Origin of the sequence: Aquamicrobium terrae, from assembly GCF_040545735.1 — a bacterium.
Lineage (GTDB): Bacteria > Pseudomonadota > Alphaproteobacteria > Rhizobiales > Rhizobiaceae > Mesorhizobium > Mesorhizobium terrae_A.
Map to the genome: position 1 here is coordinate 65,037 of NZ_JBEPML010000018.1, position 20,997 is coordinate 86,033.

The 20,997-nt window shown below is 68.1% G+C and carries 15 protein-coding genes and 1 tRNA gene; 6 read left to right on the top strand and 10 right to left on the bottom strand.

Annotated elements, in window-relative coordinates; translation table 11 throughout:
- Nucleotides 1-23: 23 nt before the first annotated feature.
- On the bottom strand, nt 24-1,949 hold the full coding sequence (asnB, locus tag ABID37_RS20530; RefSeq protein ID WP_354198169.1) for an asparagine synthase (glutamine-hydrolyzing): 1,926 nt from the start codon (nt 1,947-1,949) through the stop codon (nt 24-26).
- A gap of 289 nt (nt 1,950-2,238) precedes the next feature.
- Between asnB and ABID37_RS20535 the strand changes: the two genes are divergently transcribed.
- On the top strand, nt 2,239-2,961 hold the full coding sequence (locus ABID37_RS20535) for a L,D-transpeptidase (protein ID WP_354198171.1): 723 nt from the start codon (nt 2,239-2,241) through the stop codon (nt 2,959-2,961).
- A gap of 2 nt (nt 2,962-2,963) precedes the next feature.
- Here the strand turns inward: ABID37_RS20535 and ABID37_RS20540 are convergent, their stop codons facing one another.
- The 4 genes from ABID37_RS20540 to ABID37_RS20555 all read right to left on the bottom strand — a co-directional run bounded on the left by ABID37_RS20540 (nt 2,964) and on the right by ABID37_RS20555 (nt 7,655).
- Nucleotides 2,964-4,571, bottom strand: a complete 1,608-nt coding sequence (locus tag ABID37_RS20540; protein ID WP_354198173.1) for a copper resistance CopC/CopD family protein — start codon at nt 4,569-4,571, stop codon at nt 2,964-2,966.
- Nucleotides 4,572-4,626: 55 nt separating this feature from the next.
- Entirely contained in the window at nt 4,627-5,154 is a 528-nt protein-coding gene (locus tag ABID37_RS20545; protein ID WP_354198175.1) for a YcnI family copper-binding membrane protein, read from the bottom strand.
- A 140-nt stretch (nt 5,155-5,294) separates the two neighbouring features.
- Nucleotides 5,295-5,639, bottom strand: coding sequence for a hypothetical protein (locus ABID37_RS20550; protein ID WP_354198177.1), 345 nt, complete (start codon nt 5,637-5,639; stop codon nt 5,295-5,297).
- Between the two features lie 144 nt (nt 5,640-5,783).
- Nucleotides 5,784-7,655: an AsmA family protein gene (locus tag ABID37_RS20555; RefSeq protein ID WP_354198179.1), complete on the bottom strand. Its 1,872-nt coding sequence runs from the start codon at nt 7,653-7,655 to the stop codon at nt 5,784-5,786.
- Nucleotides 7,656-7,841: 186 nt separating this feature from the next.
- Here ABID37_RS20555 and ABID37_RS20560 point away from each other — a divergent pair, with 186 nt between their 5' ends.
- Nucleotides 7,842-9,800, top strand: coding sequence for an acetoacetate--CoA ligase (locus ABID37_RS20560; protein WP_354198181.1), 1,959 nt, complete (start codon nt 7,842-7,844; stop codon nt 9,798-9,800).
- A gap of 441 nt (nt 9,801-10,241) precedes the next feature.
- Here ABID37_RS20560 and ABID37_RS20565 read toward each other — a convergent pair whose 3' ends face one another.
- Nucleotides 10,242-13,514 (bottom strand): PAS domain S-box protein, encoded by a 3,273-nt coding sequence (locus tag ABID37_RS20565; protein WP_354198182.1) that lies wholly within the window; start codon nt 13,512-13,514, stop codon nt 10,242-10,244.
- Between the two features lie 248 nt (nt 13,515-13,762).
- Here ABID37_RS20565 and ABID37_RS20570 point away from each other — a divergent pair, with 248 nt between their 5' ends.
- The 3 genes from ABID37_RS20570 to ABID37_RS20580 all read left to right on the top strand — a co-directional run bounded on the left by ABID37_RS20570 (nt 13,763) and on the right by ABID37_RS20580 (nt 15,268).
- Nucleotides 13,763-14,212 (top strand): phasin, encoded by a 450-nt coding sequence (locus ABID37_RS20570; RefSeq protein WP_354198184.1) that lies wholly within the window; start codon nt 13,763-13,765, stop codon nt 14,210-14,212.
- 266 nt (nt 14,213-14,478) lie between these two features.
- Nucleotides 14,479-14,555: transfer RNA gene (locus tag ABID37_RS20575), tRNA-His, on the top strand.
- A 407-nt stretch (nt 14,556-14,962) separates the two neighbouring features.
- Nucleotides 14,963-15,268 carry a hypothetical protein gene (locus tag ABID37_RS20580; RefSeq protein WP_354198186.1) on the top strand — a complete coding sequence of 102 codons (306 nt, stop codon included), beginning with the start codon at nt 14,963-14,965 and terminating at the stop codon, nt 15,266-15,268.
- Nucleotides 15,269-15,416: 148 nt separating this feature from the next.
- Here the strand turns inward: ABID37_RS20580 and xseA are convergent, their stop codons facing one another.
- Together xseA and ABID37_RS20590 are read right to left on the bottom strand one after the other, a co-directional pair.
- Nucleotides 15,417-16,994, bottom strand: a complete 1,578-nt coding sequence (gene xseA / locus ABID37_RS20585; protein WP_354198188.1) for an exodeoxyribonuclease VII large subunit — start codon at nt 16,992-16,994, stop codon at nt 15,417-15,419.
- 63 nt (nt 16,995-17,057) lie between these two features.
- On the bottom strand, nt 17,058-18,014 hold the full coding sequence (locus ABID37_RS20590) for a LysR substrate-binding domain-containing protein (protein ID WP_354198190.1): 957 nt from the start codon (nt 18,012-18,014) through the stop codon (nt 17,058-17,060).
- A 187-nt stretch (nt 18,015-18,201) separates the two neighbouring features.
- Between ABID37_RS20590 and ABID37_RS20595 the strand changes: the two genes are divergently transcribed.
- The gene (locus tag ABID37_RS20595) at nt 18,202-18,483 is read left to right on the top strand and encodes a DUF1127 domain-containing protein (protein WP_354198192.1); all 282 of its coding nucleotides are present in this window, start codon (nt 18,202-18,204) and stop codon (nt 18,481-18,483) included.
- A 90-nt stretch (nt 18,484-18,573) separates the two neighbouring features.
- Here ABID37_RS20595 and ABID37_RS20600 read toward each other — a convergent pair whose 3' ends face one another.
- Together ABID37_RS20600 and ABID37_RS20605 are read right to left on the bottom strand one after the other, a co-directional pair.
- Nucleotides 18,574-19,512 (bottom strand): DUF937 domain-containing protein, encoded by a 939-nt coding sequence (locus ABID37_RS20600; protein WP_354198194.1) that lies wholly within the window; start codon nt 19,510-19,512, stop codon nt 18,574-18,576.
- A gap of 66 nt (nt 19,513-19,578) precedes the next feature.
- Nucleotides 19,579-20,952, bottom strand: coding sequence for a glutamate--cysteine ligase (locus tag ABID37_RS20605; protein ID WP_354198196.1), 1,374 nt, complete (start codon nt 20,950-20,952; stop codon nt 19,579-19,581).
- Nucleotides 20,953-20,997 lie beyond the last annotated feature (45 nt).

Genomic DNA, 20,997 nt, shown 5'->3' on the forward strand with positions numbered 1-20,997 from the left:
GGGTGTTGCCTTTCCTGGACACGTCAGGCGCCTTGCGGCGCCTGCCCTGAAAATTCCCTCGACAAGAGCTGGGTGGAGAGCACGCCGACGAAGGCGGCGTTGTCGCGAAAGCCGGCAAGTCCGCTGCGGCGGCTCTTGTCGAGCAGCCGGGCGGTGGTCGCCGGGTTGAACAGGCCGGTGGCGGCCACGGCTTGCGGCGAAAGCAGCTCGGCGGCATAGGCGGCCTCGCTGAAGGAGGCGCTGTCGGGCGCGCGATAGGGCTGCTTGGGCCGGGCGGCGATGGACGGCGGCAACAGGCCGGCGGCCACCTCCCGCAGGATGTGTTTTTCGCGCAGGCCCCTGAGCTTGGTGCCGGGCGGCAGCTTTGCCGCGAATTCCACCAACCGGTGATCGAGAAACGGAAAGCGCGCCTCGACGCCATGCGCCATGGCCATGCGGTCGCCCTGGCTGGACAGGATATAGCCCGGCAGCAGGAACCGCGTTTCCAGATATTGCGCCTGATGCAGCGGATGCCAGCGGGCGAAGTCGTCCGACAGCAGGGACGCCATCTCCTCGGCTGCATCGTAGCCGGCCAGTTCGGCGCGCAGGTCGGGCGAGAAGAACATCTTGGCTCCCGCCGTGCTGCGCAGGCGTGGCCGGTGCGAGAACAGCGGGTCGGAAGCGTTGTCCTGGCCGACGCCGAAGAAGGCCGCCAGATATTCCGGCGTCTGCTGACTGAGCGAGGGCAGGTAGGGGTAGATTCGCCGAAACAGGTGCGGCCTGATCGTCGAGCCGGGACGGCGGGCGCAGAAGCGGCGGATTTTGGCTTCGCGAAACAGGTCGTAGCCGGCAAACAGCTCGTCGGCGCCCTCGCCGGAAAGCACCACCTTCACGCCCTGTTCGCGCACGGACCGGGCTAGCTGGTGGAGCGGCGCCGGCGCCGTGCGCAGCACGCTGCGCTCGGCATGGCGGATGACGGAGGGAAAGGCGCGGGCGATGTCGCCGGTCCGGCAGGCGATGGCATGGTGGGTGACGCCCAGCGCCCGCGCGGTCGCCTGCTGCCAGTCGCTTTCGTCGAACTCGGCATCGTCGAAGGTGATGCCGAAGCTGCGCAGCCGGCCCGGAGCCATGCGTGCGGCGAGCGCGGTGACGATGGAGGAATCGAGCCCGCCGGACAAAAGCGAGCCGACCTCGACGTCGGCGCGCAGGCGGATGCGGGTGGCGTCTTCCAGCAGGGCGCGCAATTCTTCCGCCAGAACCGGGACGGGCCGCTGGTCCTCATCGCCCTGATCCGGGAAGGACAGGGTCCAGTAGGGGTGTATCCGGGCCTCGCCGTCCGCGACGATCATCACATGGCCGGGCGGCAGTTCCGAAATGCCCTTGAAGGCTGTGCGGGGCGCGAGCGGCGCCCACAGCGTGAAGATCTGGTCAAGCGCCACCGGATCGAGCTCGGCGGCGATGCCGGGCACCTCAAACAGCGCCTTGGCTTCCGAGGCGAAGTGAAAACGACCTTCATGCCAGGTGTAGAATAGGGGCCGCACGCCCATGCGGTCGCGGGCCAGCACCAGCCGCCGGCGCGGCGCATCCCGGATGGCGAGCGCGAAATCGCCGTTGAGATGGCTCACGAAATCCGGGCCGAATTCCTCGTAGAGCTGGAGCACCACCTCGGTGTCGCTCGAGGTGCGGAACCGCCGGCCGCGCGCTTCCAGCATGGCGCGCAGTTCGACATGGTTGAACACCTCGCCATTGTAGGTGATGTGGAGCGTGCCGTCGTCGCTGGCCATGGGCTGCGCTGCATCAGGCGACAGGTCGATGACGGCGAGCCGCCTGTGCCCGAGCCCGGCATGGTCGTCGGCATGGACACCCTGCCCGTCCGGTCCGCGATGGGCGAGGCACGCGCACATGCGCTGCAGGAGCCGGGTGCCTTCCGCCCACGGCAGCGGACCGAGATAGCCGGCTATCGCGCACATGCGCCGGCTCCGGCTGGCAAGGACGATCCGGCCTCGCCCGGCTTGCGGCCGAGTTCGTGCAGGCTTGAGGCGGCGGGGCCGATGCCCGTCGCGCGTGGCCGTCGACAACGGGCCAATCGATCCCCCCGGATCAAGGTTGCGCTTCGCGGCCAAGCTAGGCGCCGATCCCTAACAAGCTGTCAAGGCACGCCTGTCGGCGGCGGTTGCCGGCCGACAGCCTTAAGGTAGGCTTAAGGCAGGGCCGGTTGATCGCCGCATCCGAAGCAGGGATGAAGAGGATTTGCGAGCCTTGACCGACCGAAGCAGCAGCGCCGGCAGCCTCACGCGCCGGGCATTTGTCATTGGCGCCGGCGCGGCGACGCTTGCCGGCTGTGTTTCCGCCAGGCCGCCTTCCGTGGCGCCGCAACCCCAGGTCCCGGTGCGGGAAAAGCGCGTGCGGCCGCCGATGTACGAGGCTTTGCCCGATGAACGCTTCCCGATTCCGGCCGTCGATATCTCCAGGCTGGAGGAAAGGTTCTGGCGCGCCGAGATCGACTACGACGCGCGCGAAGTGCCGGGCACGCTGATCGTCGATACGCCGGCAAAATATCTCTATCACGTGCGGCCCGGCGGGCGGGCCGTGCGCTACGAGATCGGCGTCGGCCGCGACGGGTTTTCCTGGGCCGGACGCGCCATCATGGCCTACAGGCGCGAATGGCCGCGCTGGGCGCCGCCCGACGCCATGGTGGCGCGCCAGCCGGAGCTGGAGCCCTACAGCATCGCCAATGGCGGGATGGGCCCGGGCCTGCGCAATCCGCTCGGCGCCCGTGCGCTCTACATCCACAAGGATGGCAAGGACACGCTCTATCGCCTGCACGGCACGCCGGAAGCCTGGTCGATCGGCAAGGAAGTCTCGTCCGGCTGCATCCGCCTGGTCAATCAGGACATCATCCATCTGCACGGCAGCGTCCGGGACGGCAGCCCCATCGTGGTGATCCCCGATCCGGCCAAACGCCATCTGCTTGCGGTCTGAGATCAGGGTCGCAGGCGCAGCTCGCCCTCCAGCCGCGTCATCTCGAAGTCGCTGATGAGGATGTCGAGGCGCACCTGCCAGGTTCCGGTCAGCGGCAGCACCAGCCCCTGCGCGCGCCAGACGCCATCGGCCGACTTGCCGGCCGGCCGCCGGATCGGCTCGATGCCGCTTTCCGGTTGCGAGAACACCAGGCCGATCTCCTTGGCGTCGAGAGGTCCGAACTCGCCGCTCATGACGATCACCGACACGTCGACCGGGCCTGCGCGGCCGGGCGTCACGGTGATCTCGGCCATCGCCTTCTCGGTGTGGATATGCACCGATTCGGGCTGTGCGGCGGCTTCCGCCAGCGAGCGCGGCGGCGGCGTGAAGCGCCAGCAGGCGACGGCGGCGAAGATGGCGACGACCAGCGCGGTCTCCATGGCGATGGAGCGGGTCAGCCCGCGCCGGGCCGTGCTTTCACCGGCTTGCGCGCCGTGGGTCAGCCGCCAGCGGTTGAAGGCGGCCAGCGCGAACAGGGCCGCCAGCAGCGCCAGCTTGACGAGGAACACCCTGCCATAGGCGGTGCCGGTCAGCGACGCCGGGCGGTCGATCTGGAGCGCCGCCAGAACGATCCCCGCCGCAACCAGAATGGCGACGGCATAGGGGATCGCGGCCGAAAAGCGCCGCAGCGCCGCCAGCGATCGCGGATCGTTCCGTTTCAAGGCGAGGCCGAGCGGCACCAGCGCCCCGGTCCACAGGGCCACGGTCACGGTGTGCAGGAAGACGGCCGGCCGCGCAAGAAGTTGCGGGTTGGCCGCGCTGGCATGGCCGCTCAGCGCCAGCGCCGTTCCCGCGAGCAGGACCGCGGCGAGCGCGGCGAGGCGCGCGGCCGTGCCCCGCACCGCCAGCGCTATGCCGCCCGCGGCAAGGGCCAAAAGGGCGACCCCGGCGGTGCGGCCGAAGCTCGACCCGGCGGCGGCCGACCAGATGAACGGATCGAGGATGCGCGCCGGCGCGGCGGCGAGCAGGTCGAGCCCCTGGAAGGCGACAGACAGGGGAATGCCGGCAAAGCCGATGCCGAGCGCGGCCAGAACCGGGCGGCTTCCGTGCCGCGTTCCGTCGATCAGCCAGGTGAGGGCGAAGACCCCGCCGGCGCCGATGAACAGGCCGAGATAGAGCATCAGCTTCCCGGTCCACAGGCCGGCGCGCACCGTCCAGTCGATCTGGTTCCCGGCCGTGTCCGGCCGGGCGCTGGGCTCGCCGATCGAGAAGACCACCGAGCCGCCGATCGGATGCCCGTCCTCCGAAACCACGCGCCAGCTCAGCACATGCGTTCCGCTTCCGAGCCCGGAAGGCGCCACGATTTCCAGGGTCCGGTCCTTCAGCTCGAAGCCGTCGAGCGACAAGGTGTTGCCGTCGGGCTGCACCAGCGTCAGCTTCAGCGGCGAGACCGGCTCGTTGAACTGCAGTACATAGCTTGCCGGCGCGCTGGCCACCACGGTTCCGTCGGCGGGCGTGGAGCCGACCAGGGAAGCATGGGCCTCGGCGGCCACGCTCAGCCACAGCAGGGCGAGTGCGGTGAAAAGTGCCGCCAGTGCATGGCGGCCGTGACGGAAGACCTCGTCGACCATTCCACTCTCCTTCGGGATGGAAGCCGGCGGGCGGCAGCCGCCCGCCGGCCAGTCTTCAATGGCCGCCGGTCTTTTCCAGCAGCTTGACGCCGGGCGCCGGCAGTTCGAGGTCGTCGCTGCTCTGGCCGGCGGCGGGGATTTCGATCCAGCGTTCGACCTTGCCTTCCGGGCATTCCTGCACGACGGGGAAATAGACCGTCTCGCCGACCTTGAGGTCCGGCGTCAGGAAGCCGCGCAGGACGAATTCGTCATATTCGTCGTCACCGAGATTGCCGCCTTTCCAGATCACCTCCTTGACCCCCTCGCTGGTCGGCGTGCCGTAATAGTCGTAGGCTTTTTCATAAGTGCCGCGCACCTTTTCCAGCGTCCAGCCGGGCTTGGGCATCGGCTTGACCGAGATGACGCCTTCGGGGATCTGCACGCGCACGACATTGGTCGGTGCGCCCTCGCAGCCATGCGGCACCCGGAATACGGCCTTGTAGGTGGAGCCGGCCGGCGCTTCGCCCTTCTCGAGCGTGACGTGGGCGGCGGCCGGGACAAGGGCGCCGAGCACCAGCGCGGCGGACAGAACGAGCTTCTTCATGGGATGTTTCCTGTATATGGAACGGCGGGCATGGCCGCGTTTCGCAGGCCGCGTGCCGGACCGTCATTTCATTCATGTGATTGGTGGACGTGCGGACAAAGCCTGTCCGGTGCGGGCGTCATGGTGCCCGCCGGTCGGCTTCAGGCTGTCGCGGGAGGCGCGCGCGGGTTGCCGGGATTGTGATCCGGCCCTGCGACATGGATGGTTTTGCGCGAAAGCGAAGGCGCCCGCGCCTTCACCATGAACGGCACGGCAAGGGCTGCGCCGCCGCCATTTCCGGCAAAGAGCGGCGACACCTGGCAGCAGCCGAAGGTGCAGCAATCGGGCAGCGTCGCCTGGCCGTCCGTGGTGCCCGACGAATGGTCGATGCCGGTGATGCACAGCGGGTTGCCGAAGATGTCCAGCGGCGCGCTCGGCGTGGCGCCGGCCCAGGCGGTGGCGAGGGTTTGCAGAACGAGCATCAGGGTTGCGACGAGCGCAACCATGGTCCGCGATCTGTGAGCCGGTTTGAACAAGACGTGTCCCCTCGAGAAACAGGCTAGCAGCACTGCCGCGCCGGGAAAAGACGGCACGGGCGGCTGCGACATCAAGGCCAGTTCCGGAGAGGGGCCTGTCCGGGAGGACGGAAATCAGTTCTGGCCGGAACCGGAGATCGGGGAAATGAACGGCGCGGTCCAGCTCCCGCCGACGAAGAACAGGGTCTGGTTCGGCGGCGGGGCGGGTGCTTCGCCGCTCTCGCCATTGGCGGCGGCCGGCGGCTGCTGGCTGGCGATGCCCCCGGTCAGGGCCAGGCCGCGCCCGGCATAGGGCATGATGCCGGTCAGCCACAGGCGCGAGCCGCCATGATTGGCCTGCGCCTTCTCGATGCGCACCACGCCCTTGGCGACGCTGGCCTTGAGTTCGGCGCCGTCGATCGGCACGGAGCCGTCGTCGACATCGTCGAGCGGGAAGAAGCCGCCCTCGCCGTTGCGCCTGATGAAGGCGGCGAGGTCGAGGCCGGACAGCGTGCCGGGGCCGAAGGTGGCCGAGATCGAGCCGTCGGCGCTTTCCATGACGGAATGCCAGCCCTTGCCGGGTCCCTTGAGGATGACCGAAATGGTGCCCTTGCCGGTCGGCATCAGCCGCGTCATGCCGACCGCCGCGCCGAAGGCGGCGCCGTTGATGTCGGAGGCGAGCAGGCGCATCTCGGCCTGCGTGCCGCCGGGCTTCCGGTCGAAGCGGATGCCGGTCTGGATGTTGCCGCCGAAGGCGCCGGCGTCGGAAACGTCGAACACCGAGAGCCCGTCCTTGACCTGCACCGTGGCCGCCAGCTCGGTCAGCGGAATGGCGCCCGCCGTCGCCTTGGCGGCCGACAGCCGCAGGTCGAGATTGAGCAGGCCCGCCAGCGTGGTCTCGATGTCGCCGGCATTGCCGGCAGCCTCGGCGGGCGCGACAAGCGGCGTGAAGGCGGAGACGAAGGGGCCGAGGTCGAGCGTCTCGAAGGCCAGCGTGCCCGACAGCACCGGGCGGCCGGTCTCGCCGAAGGCGAGGTCCAGCGCGCCGGTGCCCGGATTCTTGTCGAGCATGATCTGGGCATTGTCGAATTTCGCCCGCTCCGCCTCGCCCAGCACATGGCTGGATACGGAAATCGCGGCGACGGTCGTGGCGTTGGCCATGTGCGTGCCGGTCCACTCCAGCACGCGCCGCAGGGAGGGCGCCTGGAACTTCGCGTCGCCGTCGATGAAGGCGTTGGCGGCGAGGCCGATCTTGCCGTCGAAGGACAGGTTGGCCGGCGCGGCCTTGACCGAGAAGGAAAGCGGCGCGGTGACGCCCGACGCCAGCAGCAGCGGCTTCTGGGAGGCCGCGTCGATAGTGACGCTTTCACCCCGCCAGATGGCCGAGGCCGACAGTGTTGCCGGCCCGCCGGGTTCCGGCCAGTTGGCGCGGGCGGAAAGGCCGCTGAGGATTTCGCTGTCCTTGCCGTTGACCGCCGTGACGATGCGCCCGTCGCGGATCTCGACATTGCCGATGGCGGCCGGCATCCGCGCCGGGTCCGGCTCGGCCGCCCCGGCCTTGACCATGGCGCGCGCCATCTCGAGGGAACGGCCGATGCTGCCGCTGTCCGGCATGGGCGGCAGGTAGAGCCCCGACGCCGTGCGTTCGACCTTGATGGTAGGACGGATCAGCCGGGTGGAGGAGAACACGACCTCGCCGCGCAGCGCCGCCATGGCCGCGAGCCCGATCTCGACGCGCTCGGCATAGATGACCGGCTGCTGCTCGGGGTCGCTCCACCGGGACAGCGTCACCTGCGACAGCACCGCATTGAGCTGCGGCCACACCTCGATCTTCGGTGCGCCGGAAATGGTGACGCGATAGCCGGTCCAGCGGCTCATCTCCCACGCGATGCGGTCGCGCACGATGCGGTTGGAGGCGACATAGGGCAGCGCAGCCACCGCCAGCGCCGCGGCAACCGCCGCGATGCCGAGCGCCCATAGGCCGCGCCGGATCCAGCTCGACGTCATCTCGCCCTTTCCGCGTCACGTCAGGTGGCGCAAGGTGTAACCCGTGGCTGACGCATTTCAAGTCTTTATGGCCTGGCCATGACGTATTGCGCACATGCTGTTGTCGGAGTCACGGAACTTGCGGTACGCGGACGCAGTATGCTTAACGTGACTTGAATGGAACGGAATGCGCATGGGAGGCGGCTGATGACGACAGAAACCCCGCTTTGGACGCCGTCGGCGGAGCGGATTGCGGCCTTGCCGCTGACCGCATTTCGGGTCGAGGCCGAGCGGCGCGCGGGGCGGGAATTCGCGTCCTATGGCGACGTGCATGCCTGGTCGGTGGCCGCGCCCGAGGCGTTCTGGGACCTGGTGTGGGATTTCTGCGGCGTGGTCGGCGACAAGGGCGGCACGGTGCTGGCCGACGGCGACAGGATGCCGGATGCCGCCTTCTTCCCCGAGGCGCGGCTCAACTATGCCGAGAACCTGCTCGGCCGCGCCGGCAAGGGCGAGGCCATCGTCTTTCGCGGCGAGGACAAGGTGGAGCGGCGCCTGACCTGGGCCGAGCTGGAGGCGCTGGTCTCGCGCCTGCAGCAATTGTTCGCCTCGCTCGGCGTCAAGGCCGGCGACCGGGTGGCGGCGATGATGCCCAACATGGCCGAGACGGTGGCCGCCATGCTGGCCACGGCGGCGCTGGGCGCGGTGTGGTCGTCCTGCTCGCCCGATTTCGGCGAACAGGGCGTGCTCGACCGCTTCGGCCAGATCGAGCCGGCGGTGTTCATCGTCCCCGATGGCTACTGGTACAACGGCAAGGCCATCGAGGTGGGCGACAAGGTGGCGGCGGTGGCCGCCAAGCTGCCGACGCTGAAGAAGGTGCTGGTTGTCGACTATCTCGGCACCGCGCAGGACGTCGCCGCCGGCATTACGGGCGCAGAGGCGCTGGAGGACGCCATCCGGCCTTTCGCCGTCGGCAAGGTCCGCTTCGAGCGGCTGCCCTTCTCGCATCCGCTGTTCATCCTGTTTTCCTCGGGCACCACCGGCATTCCGAAATGCATCGTCCATTCGGCCGGCGGCACGCTTCTCCAGCATGTGAAGGAGCACCGGCTGCATGCGGGGCTCGTGGAGGGCGACCGCTTCTTCTACTTCACCACCTGCGGCTGGATGATGTGGAACTGGCTGGTCAGCGGGCTGGCCTCGGGCGCCACGCTGCTGCTTTACGACGGCTCGCCCTTCTACCCCGACGGCAACGTGCTGTTCGACTATGCCGACGCCGAGAAGATGACCTATTTCGGCACCTCGGCGAAGTTCATCGATTCGGTGCGCAAGGCCGGCCTGCGGCCGATCGACAGCCATGATCTCTCCACCGTGCGCACCATCTCCTCGACCGGTTCGCCGCTGTCGCCGCAGGACTTCCGCTTCGTCTATGACGGCATCAGGAAGGATGTGCACCTGGCCTCGATCTCCGGCGGCACCGACATCGTTTCCTGCTTCGTGCTCGGCGTGCCGACCGAGCCGGTGTGGGAGGGCGAGATCCAGGGCGCCGGCCTCGGCATGGCGGTGGATGTGTGGGACGACGAGGGCCGGCCGGTGCGCCAGGAAAAGGGCGAGCTGGTGTGCACCAGGCCGTTCCCGGCGATGCCGATCGGCTTCTGGAACGATGCCGACGGGGCCAAATACCGCGCCGCCTATTTCGAGCGTTTCGACAATGTCTGGTGCCATGGCGACTTCGCCGAATGGACGGTCCATGGCGGCATCGTCATCCATGGCCGCTCGGACGCGACGCTCAATCCCGGCGGCGTGCGCATCGGCACGGCCGAGATCTACAACCAGGTCGAGCAGATGCCGGAGATCGCCGAGGCGCTCGCCATCGGCCAGGACTTCGACGGCGACGTGCGCGTGGTGCTGTTCGTGCGGCTGGCGCCGGGGGTGAAGCTCGACGAGGAGCTGGAAAAGAAGGTCCGCACCCGCATCCGCACCGGCGCCAGCCCGCGCCACGTGCCGGCGCGCATCGTGGCGGTGACCGACATTCCGCGCACCAAGTCCGGCAAGATCACCGAGCTTGCCGTGCGCGACATCGTCCATGGCCGCCCCGTCAAGAACAAGGAAGCGCTCGCCAATCCCGAGGCGCTCGAGCTGTTCAGGGACCTGCCGCAACTGGCGAGTTGACCGTCATGGTCAACGAAGCATTAACGCGCAGGTTTACCTAAACTTCAGCTCCGATAGGGATTCGTAAATTTTTCGGCGCGCCGGTAAGGATTTGTTAAGGCCCGGGGCCCGATAGTTACGGGCGAGTTAAGGGAGAAATCCCGTTCGGCAGCGCCCCCGCGTGGAACGGAATAGTCCCTGCCCGTTGTGACATATTCAAATTCAGGCGCCCTCGGGCGCCTTTCTTTTTGCCTGAAGGGTAGCAGCGCCTTTGCCGGTGCGCCAGTTGCTGCCCCTCATCTCTCTGCCGGGACCTTCTCCCCGCTTACGGGGAGAAGGGATGCCGTCCGCAACGCTGGTGGCTCCCCTCTCACCGCAGGCGGGGAGAGGGTAAGGGTGAGGGGCAGCTTTCGTAAAAACCTGTAATGCTTTGGATATTTGCGAGACTGCGAAACGGCCGGCCTATCCCGCCAGCACCCGGACCGAGGGGAAGGCGATCTCCACCAGCGTGCCTTCGCCCGGCGTCGAAGTGATGGTGAAGCGGGCGCGGTTGGCCTCGACCATGGCCTTGGTCAGCGGCAGGCCGAGGCCGGTGCCGTCGCCACGGGCGCGCTTCAGCGCGTTGACCTGCTTGAACGGCTTCAGCGCCTGCTCGATCTCGGCCTGGGTCATGCCGATGCCGGTGTCGCGCACCCGCATCACCACGTCGCCGGAGGGCTCGTAGGCGGTTGAGACGATCACCTGCCCGCCGGCCTGGGTGTAGCGGATGGCGTTGGAGAGGATGTTGAGGGCGATCTGGCGCACGCTGCGCAGGTCGGCCACCACGTCGGGCAGCCGCGAGGCGAAGCTGGAGCGGATGATGACGCGCTCGCGGTTGGCCTGCGGCTGCATCAGCGCCACCGTTTCGGCCAATGTGTCGTTGAGCGACACCGCCTCATAGTCCATCTCCTGCTGGCCGGCCTCGATCTTGGAGATGTCGAGCAGGTCGTTGACCAGATCGAGCACATGGTTGCCCGAGCGGTTGATGTCGCGCAGATAGTCGCGGTAGCGGTCGTTGGCGATGGGGCCGAACTTCTCGTCCACCATCAGTTCCGAAAAGCCGATGATGGCGTTGAGCGGCGTGCGGATCTCGTGGCTGATGCGGGCGAGGAAGTCGCTCTTCTGCGATGAGGCCCGCTCGGCCAGCGCGCGGGCCTGGGTCAGGTCCTCCTCGGCGCGCTTCCATTGGGTGATGTCGCGCACCACCGCGCAGAAGCCGCTGTCGCCCGGCAGGCGGCCGATGGTCATGAACAGCGGGATGAAGCGCCCCTGTGATTCGCGCCCGATCACCTCGCGCCCGTCATTGAGCACGCTGGCGACGCCCGGCTCGCTGAGCCCGGCCAGATAGTCGCGCGCCGCCCTCTGGCTCTCGATGGCGAACAGCGAGGCGAACGGCTTGCCGGTGACATCGTCGCTGTCGAAGCCGAACAGCGCCTCGGCCGGCCGGCTGATCGAGCGGATGCTGCCGTCGCGGCCGATCAGCACCACGCCGTCGGTGGCGGTGTCGATGATGGTGCGCATTTCGCTGATGCGCGCCTTGAGCTCGGCAATGTCGGCCTGGGTCGCCGCGCTGGCCGCCGGCGGCAGGACTTCGGCCTGCGGCCGGCCCAGGTCCTCGCCGGCGCGGCGCAGGACCAGCAGGAGGGCCGCGCCGTCCTGCCAGGGCACCGAGCGCAGGATCGCCTCGATGGGAAACTCGCTGCCGTCGCGCTTGCGCAGGAACAGCGCGTGGCGCACCTCGTCCCGGCCGTTCGTGCCGGCATCCCGCTCCGCATCCGGCTCGTCGGCATGGGGGTCGATGAACAGGGTGTCGAGGCCGCCCGCCGCCTCCAGCTCCTCGACCGTTTGGTAGCCGGTGAGATCGAGGAATTCGGCATTGGCGTAGTGCAGCGCATCGCCGGAATGGATGAGCACCGGCACCGGCAGGCGGGCGAGGATGGTGGTGTCGGGCGCCTGCCTTGCGGCCGCGAAGGCCGACGGGACGAAGCCGGCCCGCTGCAAGGGCGGGGCGAACGCGGCCGGTTCGGCCTGTCGAGGCTCTTCGGCCGGAAGAGTGCCGTCCGGTTCGACGGGCGCGACATCGTTGCCGTCCAGCCTTGCATCGCGGAAATCCGCGTTCGTGAGGCTGTCGTCGTCCTCGTCCTGCACATAGTCGAGCAAGGAGCGGCCGGCCGGTTGCCCGGCCTTGGGTGGCGCCTCGCGTTGCTGTTCGGGCGGGGCGGGGCGTGCCGGCTTGCCGACGGCGGACGCGCCTGCATCGGCCCCGCTGTCCTTCCTCAGCCGTTCGGCGATCTCGCGGAAGGCGTTGCGCTCGCTCGTCGACAGCGTCCTGTCGTTGGCGGGCGGCTCGTGCACCGGCGGGCGGTGCTCGGCCAGCTTGATGACCTTGTCGGTGAAACGGCGTTCCGGCCGCGGCGCAATGCTGAGCGCCGGCACCTCGCCGTTGAACGGGTCGGCCGGCTTGTCCTCGTCTGCCGCAGGCGCCGGTTCCGGCGCGTTGGGCACCAGCGCCAGGCCGATCCTTTCCGGATCGGGCCGGGCCTCGGCCATGCGCACCACGCCGAAGCCGCGAAAGCCCTCGAACTCGCGCTCGCGGTTGTAGACGGGCAGCGCCGCCAGATCGACGGGTGCCCGCAGTTCGGTGCCGGCGATCGGCCACAGCACCGAGCGGCCGGACCAGGTGTCGCGGCGTTCGAGCAGGTCGGCCACCTCGCCGGCCGGGTCGAAGCCGAAGGCCGTGGCCACCTCGCGGAAGCGGCGGCCGATGACGTCGGCCGCAGGTGCGCCCACCGCCGCCGCGAATTCGTCGGACAACATGCTGAAGCGGCCCTGCGCATCGGTGCGCCAGACGAAGCGGACCGGCTGGGCCTCCGCCCGGGGCCGCTCCTGCGGTTCGCGCAGATCGGCCGGGGGCGCGCTGTCGGGCCATGCGGGCGGCGGTTCCGGCCCGTCTTCATGGCTGAAATACCAGTGGTCGTGGTGGCTGCCGGCCTCGTCCCGCGCGGAGCGTGCAGCGGAGCCCCGTATCGTTTCGGCATCCGCGACGCCCTCGTCGACCACCACCAGCAGGTGGCGCACCGGCTCGTCGCTGAGGCGCGCCATGCCGGCCGGATAGGATCTTGCGCCGGCGCTGATCAGCCGCTTGACCATGCGGTCGCGCTCATGCGCGACATCCTTGACCAGCGCCACAAGGGTGGCGGCCGGGATTGCGAGTTCGGTGAAGCCGGCGGAGCTCGCCTCCACCCTGCCGTCGCCGTCGATGAAGGCTAGGAACTGGGCGTTCTCGTCGAAGCCGCCGAGCGCGCGCGGGTCGGGCGCCGCCGCATCGGAAACGATGGGCGCCACCAGCAGCAGCGCCTTTTCGCCGTCCGGCATCGTCACGCCGCTGGCCAGCAGGGGTGTGGCCGCGCCGCTGACCCCGCTCGTCAGCCGCACCAGCAGCGGACGGTCGCCGCCGATATCCGGATAGCCCGGCGTGGCCGCGATCTGGCGGCGGGCGACGGCCGGCAGGCCGGCTTCGGCGCCGATCGCCGCATCCACCTGGGCATGCCCGAGCAGGGCGGCGCCCGGCCCGTTGGCCCACAGCACGCGTCCGAGATCGGCGGCCAGGATGACCATCGCATCCCCGACGGCAAAGCGCTGCCGCACCGTGTCGAGCACGGCGACGTCGAGGAAGGAATAGGTTGCGGGCGGCATGTGCTTGACCAACCCTCATGGCCGACTGGTTGTAATTAACGCTTTGTTAGTAAAAGGCTTGCGCCCCCGCGTCCACAACGCACAGGCTGCAAGCGCGGGAATCCTGCCTGTGTGGTTAACACGGCGCCCGATTTTATGCTGCATTGCAACAGCAATATTGCATTGCACAAAAATTGTGCTATATGGATAGGTGACAGATGAAACCCGTTGGCGTCGAGTCAAAGCCCCCCTATCCGAAAGGATCGAAAATGACCAAGACCAAGACCGCAGAAACCGTTGAATTCCCGACCTTCGATGCGTCCAAGACCGCCGATCGCGTCCGTGATTTCGCCGAAAAGGGCATCGAGCAGTCCAAGGAAGCCTATAGCAGGCTGAAAACCGGCACCGAAGAGGCCCAGAAGGCCCTCGAAACCACTTATGAGGCCGTTCGCGCCAGCTCCAGCGACCTGTCGCTGAAGACGATCGCCGCCATGCGCGCCAATGCCGAGGCCGGCTTCGCCCACCTCGAGGCGCTGGTCGGCGCCCGCTCGCTGTCGGAAGTGGTGGAACTGCAGAGCTCGTTCCTGCGCCAGCGCTTCGAAGAGAGCGTTGCCCAGGCCAAGGATTTCCAGGCCGTCACCGCCAAGGCCCTCGAAGACGTCTCCCGGCCGATCAAGGCCGCCGTCGAGAAGTCCTTCAAGGGCGCCAAGGCCGCCTGACCTGCTTGTCCTGTGGCCGGTTTCCTCCCGGCCGGCCGCGGGACATTCATGACGGCAAAACGAAACTGGCCGGCCTCCTCCCGCCGGCCTTTTTTCGTTCAGGCCCGTGCCTGAAGCCGGAAGCATCAATCTCTTCACGGTGCGTGATGTTTTCCGGCTCATATGGCTTGAATTAGACTCCATTAGACCTTATTGACGCTTCGCCGGGGCTGAAGCCGTTCCGCCGGAAGCGGAAGGCGGATGCCGAGGCGGCCCCATGGCCTTGTGCCGTTGTAGCTCAGTTGGTTAGAGCGCCGGATTGTGGATCCGGAGGTCCCTGGTTCGAGCCCAGGCAACGGTACCATCTCCCCAATGCATAGGTGCCATGCTCCCACGGCAGTGGGAATCGCCGTTCCGCTGTTGCAGCATTGGAGGCCAGCGCCTAGATTAGGAGATGATCGCTCCCTTGCGGAGGGACGAAGCATCGAGGCGAAAGCGGGTGCTTGAACAACGAGACAGGTCGTCAACATGCGTCCATCGGGGTGCGCGGCGATCGAGTGACCGACGTTTTGCCGGGATGGCCTTGCCTTCACTATGATGGAAACGCCTCACATGAAATGTGGAAAAGCCGCTCCTTTTCCGGCCTCTGTGGCCGGCAGTGCCGCTGTCTGACGCGCGGCAACGCAGAGTGATGAGCATCCGGCGCGATTTTGAGCTACCGACCCTTTTGACTGCAACGGAACCGGATCAGAAGATACGGGGTACGCAAGAATGAGTGAACAGGCGATCAAGTTCCTGCAGGAATGGATCGGCGAGAAATGCCAGGCGCCGGCCATGCCGGCCCGCATCGACGAGCAGGCGCACACCCTGGCCCGCGAATGCACCAAGGAAGCGGCGCAGGCCGGCATTCCGCTCGAGGATATTCAGGAAGAGGTCGGCGATATCCAGGAACTGATTGCCCTGCATCTCGAGGACGCGGCCGAGGCGGACGGGCCGGAACCTCAGGGTTCTACGCTGCCCACAGACAAGCAGCCTGACAGCAAGGCGCAGGCCGAGACCGGTCCCGGTAACGGCTAGAGCATTTCCGCTTCTCTCCGAATCGCGAAACGCTCCATCTTTTATCTTTACGCAATTCCGGACGCAAAACCGCACAGCACTTCTGCTGGAATTGCTCTGCCGTCTCACGCGCGGGTCGCATACAGGCCGGCCCCTTCACGGAAAATCTTCAGAACAGGGAACCCTGTCCGCCGGGATCCTTCGGCTTCGGCGCCGGACGCGCGCGGGCTGGCTCCGCCGGGGCGGCCTCGCCGCTGCCGGCCACGGCCTTTGCCGCCCCGTCGGCGAAGCGCAGTTCCAGGTTCTGCCCGGGCCGTATGTCGGCCGCCCGCCGCACCAGCGCGCCCTGTTCGTCCAGAACCAGCGCATAGCCGCGTTCGAGGATCGCCTGCTCGGACAGTTTCAGCGTCGTCAGCAGCCGGTCCGCCTGGATCAGGCGGGCGCGCAGCCGGTCGAGCCGCACGCTTATCGCCTGGTCGCCGCGCCGGGACAGGGCCGCCAGCATGTCGGCCTGCAAGCGCTGGCGCCGCAGGATCGGCGCCGGTGTCAGCCGCCCGGCGGCGCGGCCAAGGCGCATGCGCCGTTCCCGCACCACGGCGAAGTAGGCGGCCTGGGCGCGAGCCATGTCGCGGCCGATCAGCAGGCGGGCCTCGTTCATGCGCCGCGACAGGGCCGCCGGCGTCAGCCGGATCGCCGCCAGCCGCGCCTTCTTGCGCTCGACGCCCACTTCCAGCGCCCGCTGCAACCGGCTTTCCGCCTCGTCGAAGCGACGCCGCTTCAGTCCCAGCAACTGGTCCGGCGAGGGCAGGGCGCGGGCGGCGGCCCGTATTGCCTGCCGGTCGCGTTCCAGCCGGCGCGACATGCACGCTTGCAGTCGCGAGGCCAGCGCCGCCACCGTCGCCTCCAGTTCGGCCCGCACCGGCACCGCCATCTCGGCGGCACCCGTGGGCGTCGGCGCCCGCACGTCGGCGGCAAGGTCGATCAGCGTCCAGTCGGTCTCGTGGCCGACGGCCGAGATCACCGGGATCTGAGAAGCCGCCACGGCCCGCGACAGCGCCTCGTCGTTGAAGCCCCACAGGTCTTCGAGGCTGCCGCCGCCGCGCGCCACGATCAGCACGTCCGGCCGGCGGATCGCGCCGTCCTGCGGCAAGGCATTGAAGCCGGCGACGGCCGCTGCCGCCTCGGCGCCGGAGGTTTCGCCCTGCACGCGCACCGGCCACACGATGACATGCAGCGGAAACCGGTCGCGGATGCGGTGGAGGATATCGCGGATCACCGCCCCGGTCGGCGAGGTGATGACGCCGATGACCGAGGGCATGTAGGGCAGCCGGCGCTTGGCAGCCGGGTCGAACAGGCCTTCGGCGGCCAGCCGGCGCTTGCGCTCCTCCAGCAGCGCCATCAGCGCGCCGGCCCCGGCCGGCTCCAGATTGTCGATGACGATCTGGTATTTGGACGAGCCCGGATAGGTGGTGAGCTTGCCGCTGGCCACCACCTCCATGCCCTCCTCGGGCCGGAACTTGAGGCGGGACATGGTGCCCTTCCAGATCACCGCTTCCAGCCGGGCGCGGTCGTCCTTCAGCGCGAAATAGGCATGGCCGGAAGTATGCGGTCCGCGGTAGCCGGAAATCTCGCCGCGCACCCGCACATTGCCGAACACGTCCTCGACGGTGCGCTTGAGCGCGCCGGAAATCTCGCTGACTGTGAATTCGGCGGCGTTGCTGCGTGATTCGGGGACGGTTTCGCTCATGGGCAGATAGGGCAGCTTCCGGCGCGCCCGGTCAAGGCGCGCCCGGCATTGTCCGCCGTTTCCTCACCAGCCGGGCAGGATCGTGGCCGGCTGGCCGCGCCGCGCCCGGTTGAGCGCCTGTGCGGCAAAGCCCAACCCGGTCGTCTCCTCGATGCCCGGCACCGAGATGTTGTCGAGGCTTTCGGCGATGTGGCGGGCCAGCGCATCGACGATCTCCGGCTGCTCGGTCTGGCCGCGCATCAGGCCGATGCGGCAGTCGGGCAGGGGGCCGAAGCCGTCTGCCTCGCCCAGCACCCGCATGCCGGGCCTGAGCGCGCATTCCGGCAGCACCGAGATGGCAAGCCCGGACAGCACTGCCGCGGCGATGACAGTGGCAGAGAAGCTGGTGAACAGGATGCGGTATTCGCGGTTCATGCCGTCCAGCACATCGCAGGCGGCGCGTCGCCACACGCAGTTCGGCCGGCCGAAGGCCATGGGCAGCACCTCCTGCTCATGGGTGGCGTGGTTGACGGAGCTGACCCACAGCAAGGGTTCGCGCCGCACCACTTCCGACTGGCCGCGCGCGTCGTTGTGGGTGACCAGCGCGATGTCAAGCTGGCCGCGCTTGATCTGGTCGACAAGGCCGGGCGTCGGCTCGCACACCACCGTCAGCTCGACGCGGGGGTTGGAGCGCGAGAAGCGCGCCATGATCTCGGGCAGGAAACGGTCGGCATAATCGTCCGGCGTGCCGATGCGGATCGTGCCCTCCAGCCGCTGGTCGTCGAAGGCGGCCAGCGTCTCGCGGTTGAGGTAAAGCAGCCGCCGCGCATAGGAAAGCAGCCGCTCGCCCTCTTCGGTGAGGCGGTTGGAGCGCCCCTCCTTCTCGAACAGCGGCTTGCCGATGCGCTCTTCTAGCCGCCGCATCTGCATCGACACCGCAGACTGCGTGCGGTGCACTTCTTCGGCGGCGCGCGTGAAGCTGCCGGTGTCGGCAATGGTGATGAAAGTCTGCAACTGGTCGAGGTCAAGCGGGGGCTTCATCGGCATACCCATCAGCAGAGTTGATCCTAAACATTAAAAACATTCGTTGGATTAATCAATCTGTCGCTGGCATGGTGCGCAGGCTCATAGAAATGCCCGCAACTGGAACGAGTGCGCATCCGGCCGCCTCGCGTCGCCTCCCACGGCGCGTCGTGTCGCCGTTTGCCGCACGGCTGAGGAGAGTGAGATGACTGCCTATGACTGCGCCGCCGAGACCTCACGCATTTCCACGCGTCCGGCTGCCCTGACCCGTATCGGCCATGCCACCCTTCGCCTCCTGAAGCTGTGGCGGAACCGCCGCGCCTTCCGGCGCCTGTCCGAGCTGACCGACCATGAGCTTGCCGACATCGGCCTTGCCCGCGCCGATCTCGACGTCGCGCTCGGCGCTTCGCCTTCCGATCCGACCGCGCGGCTGATGGCCATCGCCGATGCGCGCGCCGGCCTGACGGGCGTTGCGAAATCCGTCTGAACTCCCTCGCAGGCGATACCCATCCGGTCCCCTCCGGCCTGCCTGCAACCTCGCCCGGTCCGTTCTGGACCGGGCTTTTTTCATGTCGGCCTACCGGTTGCGGTCCATGCCGCGCAGGAACTGGTCGAAGACCGATTCGACGCCTTTCTGGTAGTCGTCGCGCTGCTGGCGCCCGGTTTCGAACATCTGCCCGAACAGGTCGTCATACGGGTTTTTGGGGCGCCCGCCGGGGTTCGCCTGGCGCTGCTGCTGCCGGGGCTGCGGCTCGGGTTCCGGGACGGTCCCGCCCGCGCCGCCGCCGAGCATATCCTGCAGGATCTTGCCCCACGGGGTGTCGCCCAGCGGGTTTTGAGCCGGGTCCCCCGTCGGAGTCCGGGGCTGCTGGCGGGTTTGCGGGGACGGCTGCGCGCCGCCGCCGAACATGTCCTGCAGCACCTTGCCGAAGGGCGTGTTGGCGAACGGGTTCTCGCCGAACGGGTTGCCGGCACCGCCGCCCTGCGGCGCCTGTCGTGGCTGCGGGGCCGCCTGTCCCGTGCCTGCCTGCTTCATCATCTCCTCGATGATCTGGCCCAGCGGGTTGTTGCCGAAGCCGCCGGCGGCCTGCATCTGGCCGGTCGACTGCTTGAACAGGCCGCCCATGATCATCGAGGCGATCACCGGCAGCATCTGCTGCAGCAATTGCTGGCCGAGGCCGGTGGCCTGCGCCGCCTGCGCGGCAACGGCGCGCGACAGGTCCTTGGAGCCGAACAGATGGCCGAGAATGCCGTTGCCTTCCTCCACGCCTTGCGGCGAGAAGGCGCGGCTTGCATCCTCGAAATATTTCGCGTGCTGGCCGCTGGCGAGCGCGTTGAGGAAACCGCCGAGGCCGTAGGGATCGGCGGTGTTGCGCTTCAGCCCCTGCGAGAAGGCCGGCAGCAGCGCCTCGACCGCCGCCTGGGCCTGTTCCTGCGACAGGTTGAACTGCCTTGCCAGCGCTTCCATGCCCTGGCCGTTCTGGGCCCGGGCCAGCATGTCGAACAGGTTCTGCATCTTCGCTCCTCCAGCCTGTGCGTGGGGGCGAAGCCTAGAGCCTTTCGTCCTGCTGTTGAAGCTAAATCAGTAGGCGTATTCGAGGAACGCCGGCTCGATCGAGCCGCCCCAGCGCGTATGGTAGGCCGACAGCATCTCCTCGGCGCTGGTGGTGCCGCGGCTGACCACCTCGTCCAGCGTTTGCAGGAAGGAGGTCTCGTCATAGCCGTCGCGGTTGAGGCGGGCGCGGTTCTTGAGGCCGAGCCGGGCCAAAGCCAGCACCTCGCGGCCGATCTCGCGCAGCGTGGTGTTGCGGAACGGCGCGCCGATGCCCTTAGCCGGCACCGCGTCGCGCATCGCCACCACTTCCTCGTAGGTCCAGTTCGAGGTCAGGGTTTCGGCCGCCGCCAGCGCTTCCTCGTCATAGAGCAGCCCGACCCAGAAGGCCGGCAGGGCGCAGATGCGCCGCCACGGGCCGCCGTCGGCGCCGCGCATTTCCAGGAAGCGCTTGAGCCGCACGTCGGGGAACACGGTCGACAGATGGTTGGCCCAGTCGCCCATGGTCGGCAGGCCGTCGGGCAGTTCGTTGCGGGCGGCACCCTCCATGAACTGGCGGAAGGTCATGTGCGTCATGTCGTGATAGCGGCCGTCGCGGATGACGAAATACATCGGCACGTCCAGCGCCCATTCGACATAGTCGGCAAAGCCGAAATCGGGCGCGAAGCAGAATTCGGGCATGCCGGCGCGCTGATTGTCGGTGTCGCGCCAGATTTCGCCGCGCCAGCTTTGCAGCCCGTTGGGCTTGCCGTCGGTGAAGGGCGAGTTGGCGAACAGCGCCGTCGCCAGTGGCTGGAGCTTCAGCGAGACCTGCATCTTGCGGCGCATGTCGGTCTCGCTGTCGAAGTCGAGATTCACCTGGATGGTGCAGGTGCGGTACATCATGTCAAGGCCGTGGCTGCCGACCTTGGGCATGTAGCGCGTCATGATCTCGTAGCGCGACTTGGGCATCTTCGGCGTTTCGGCCAGCGTCCATTTCGGGCTGCCGCCGAGGCCGAGGAAGCGGATGCCGAGCGGCTCGGCGATCTCGCGCAGTTGTGCCAGATGCGCGTTGCCCTCGCGGCAGGTCTGGTGGATCGTCTCCACCGGCGCGCCCGACAGTTCGAACTGCCCGCCCGGCTCCAGGCTGATGGCGCCCTGTCCGGTCGGCTCGACCAGGCCGATGATGCGCCCGGCATCCAGGATCGGGTCCCAGCCGAGCCTGTCCTGCATGCCTTCCAGCAGGCTGCGGATGCCGCGCTCGCCCCCGTAGGGCACCGGCGCGTGGCCGTCGACATAGAAGGGGAACTTCTCGTGCTCGGTTCCGATGCGCCATTTCTCGCGCGGCTTGCAGCCGGCGGCCAGATAGCCGACCAGTTCGTCCAGGCCTTCTACGGGGCTGAAATCGGTCGTGTCGCGCGCCATGAAAACCTCGTTGCCGTGGCCCCTCGGGAGAATTGCCGGCTAGTT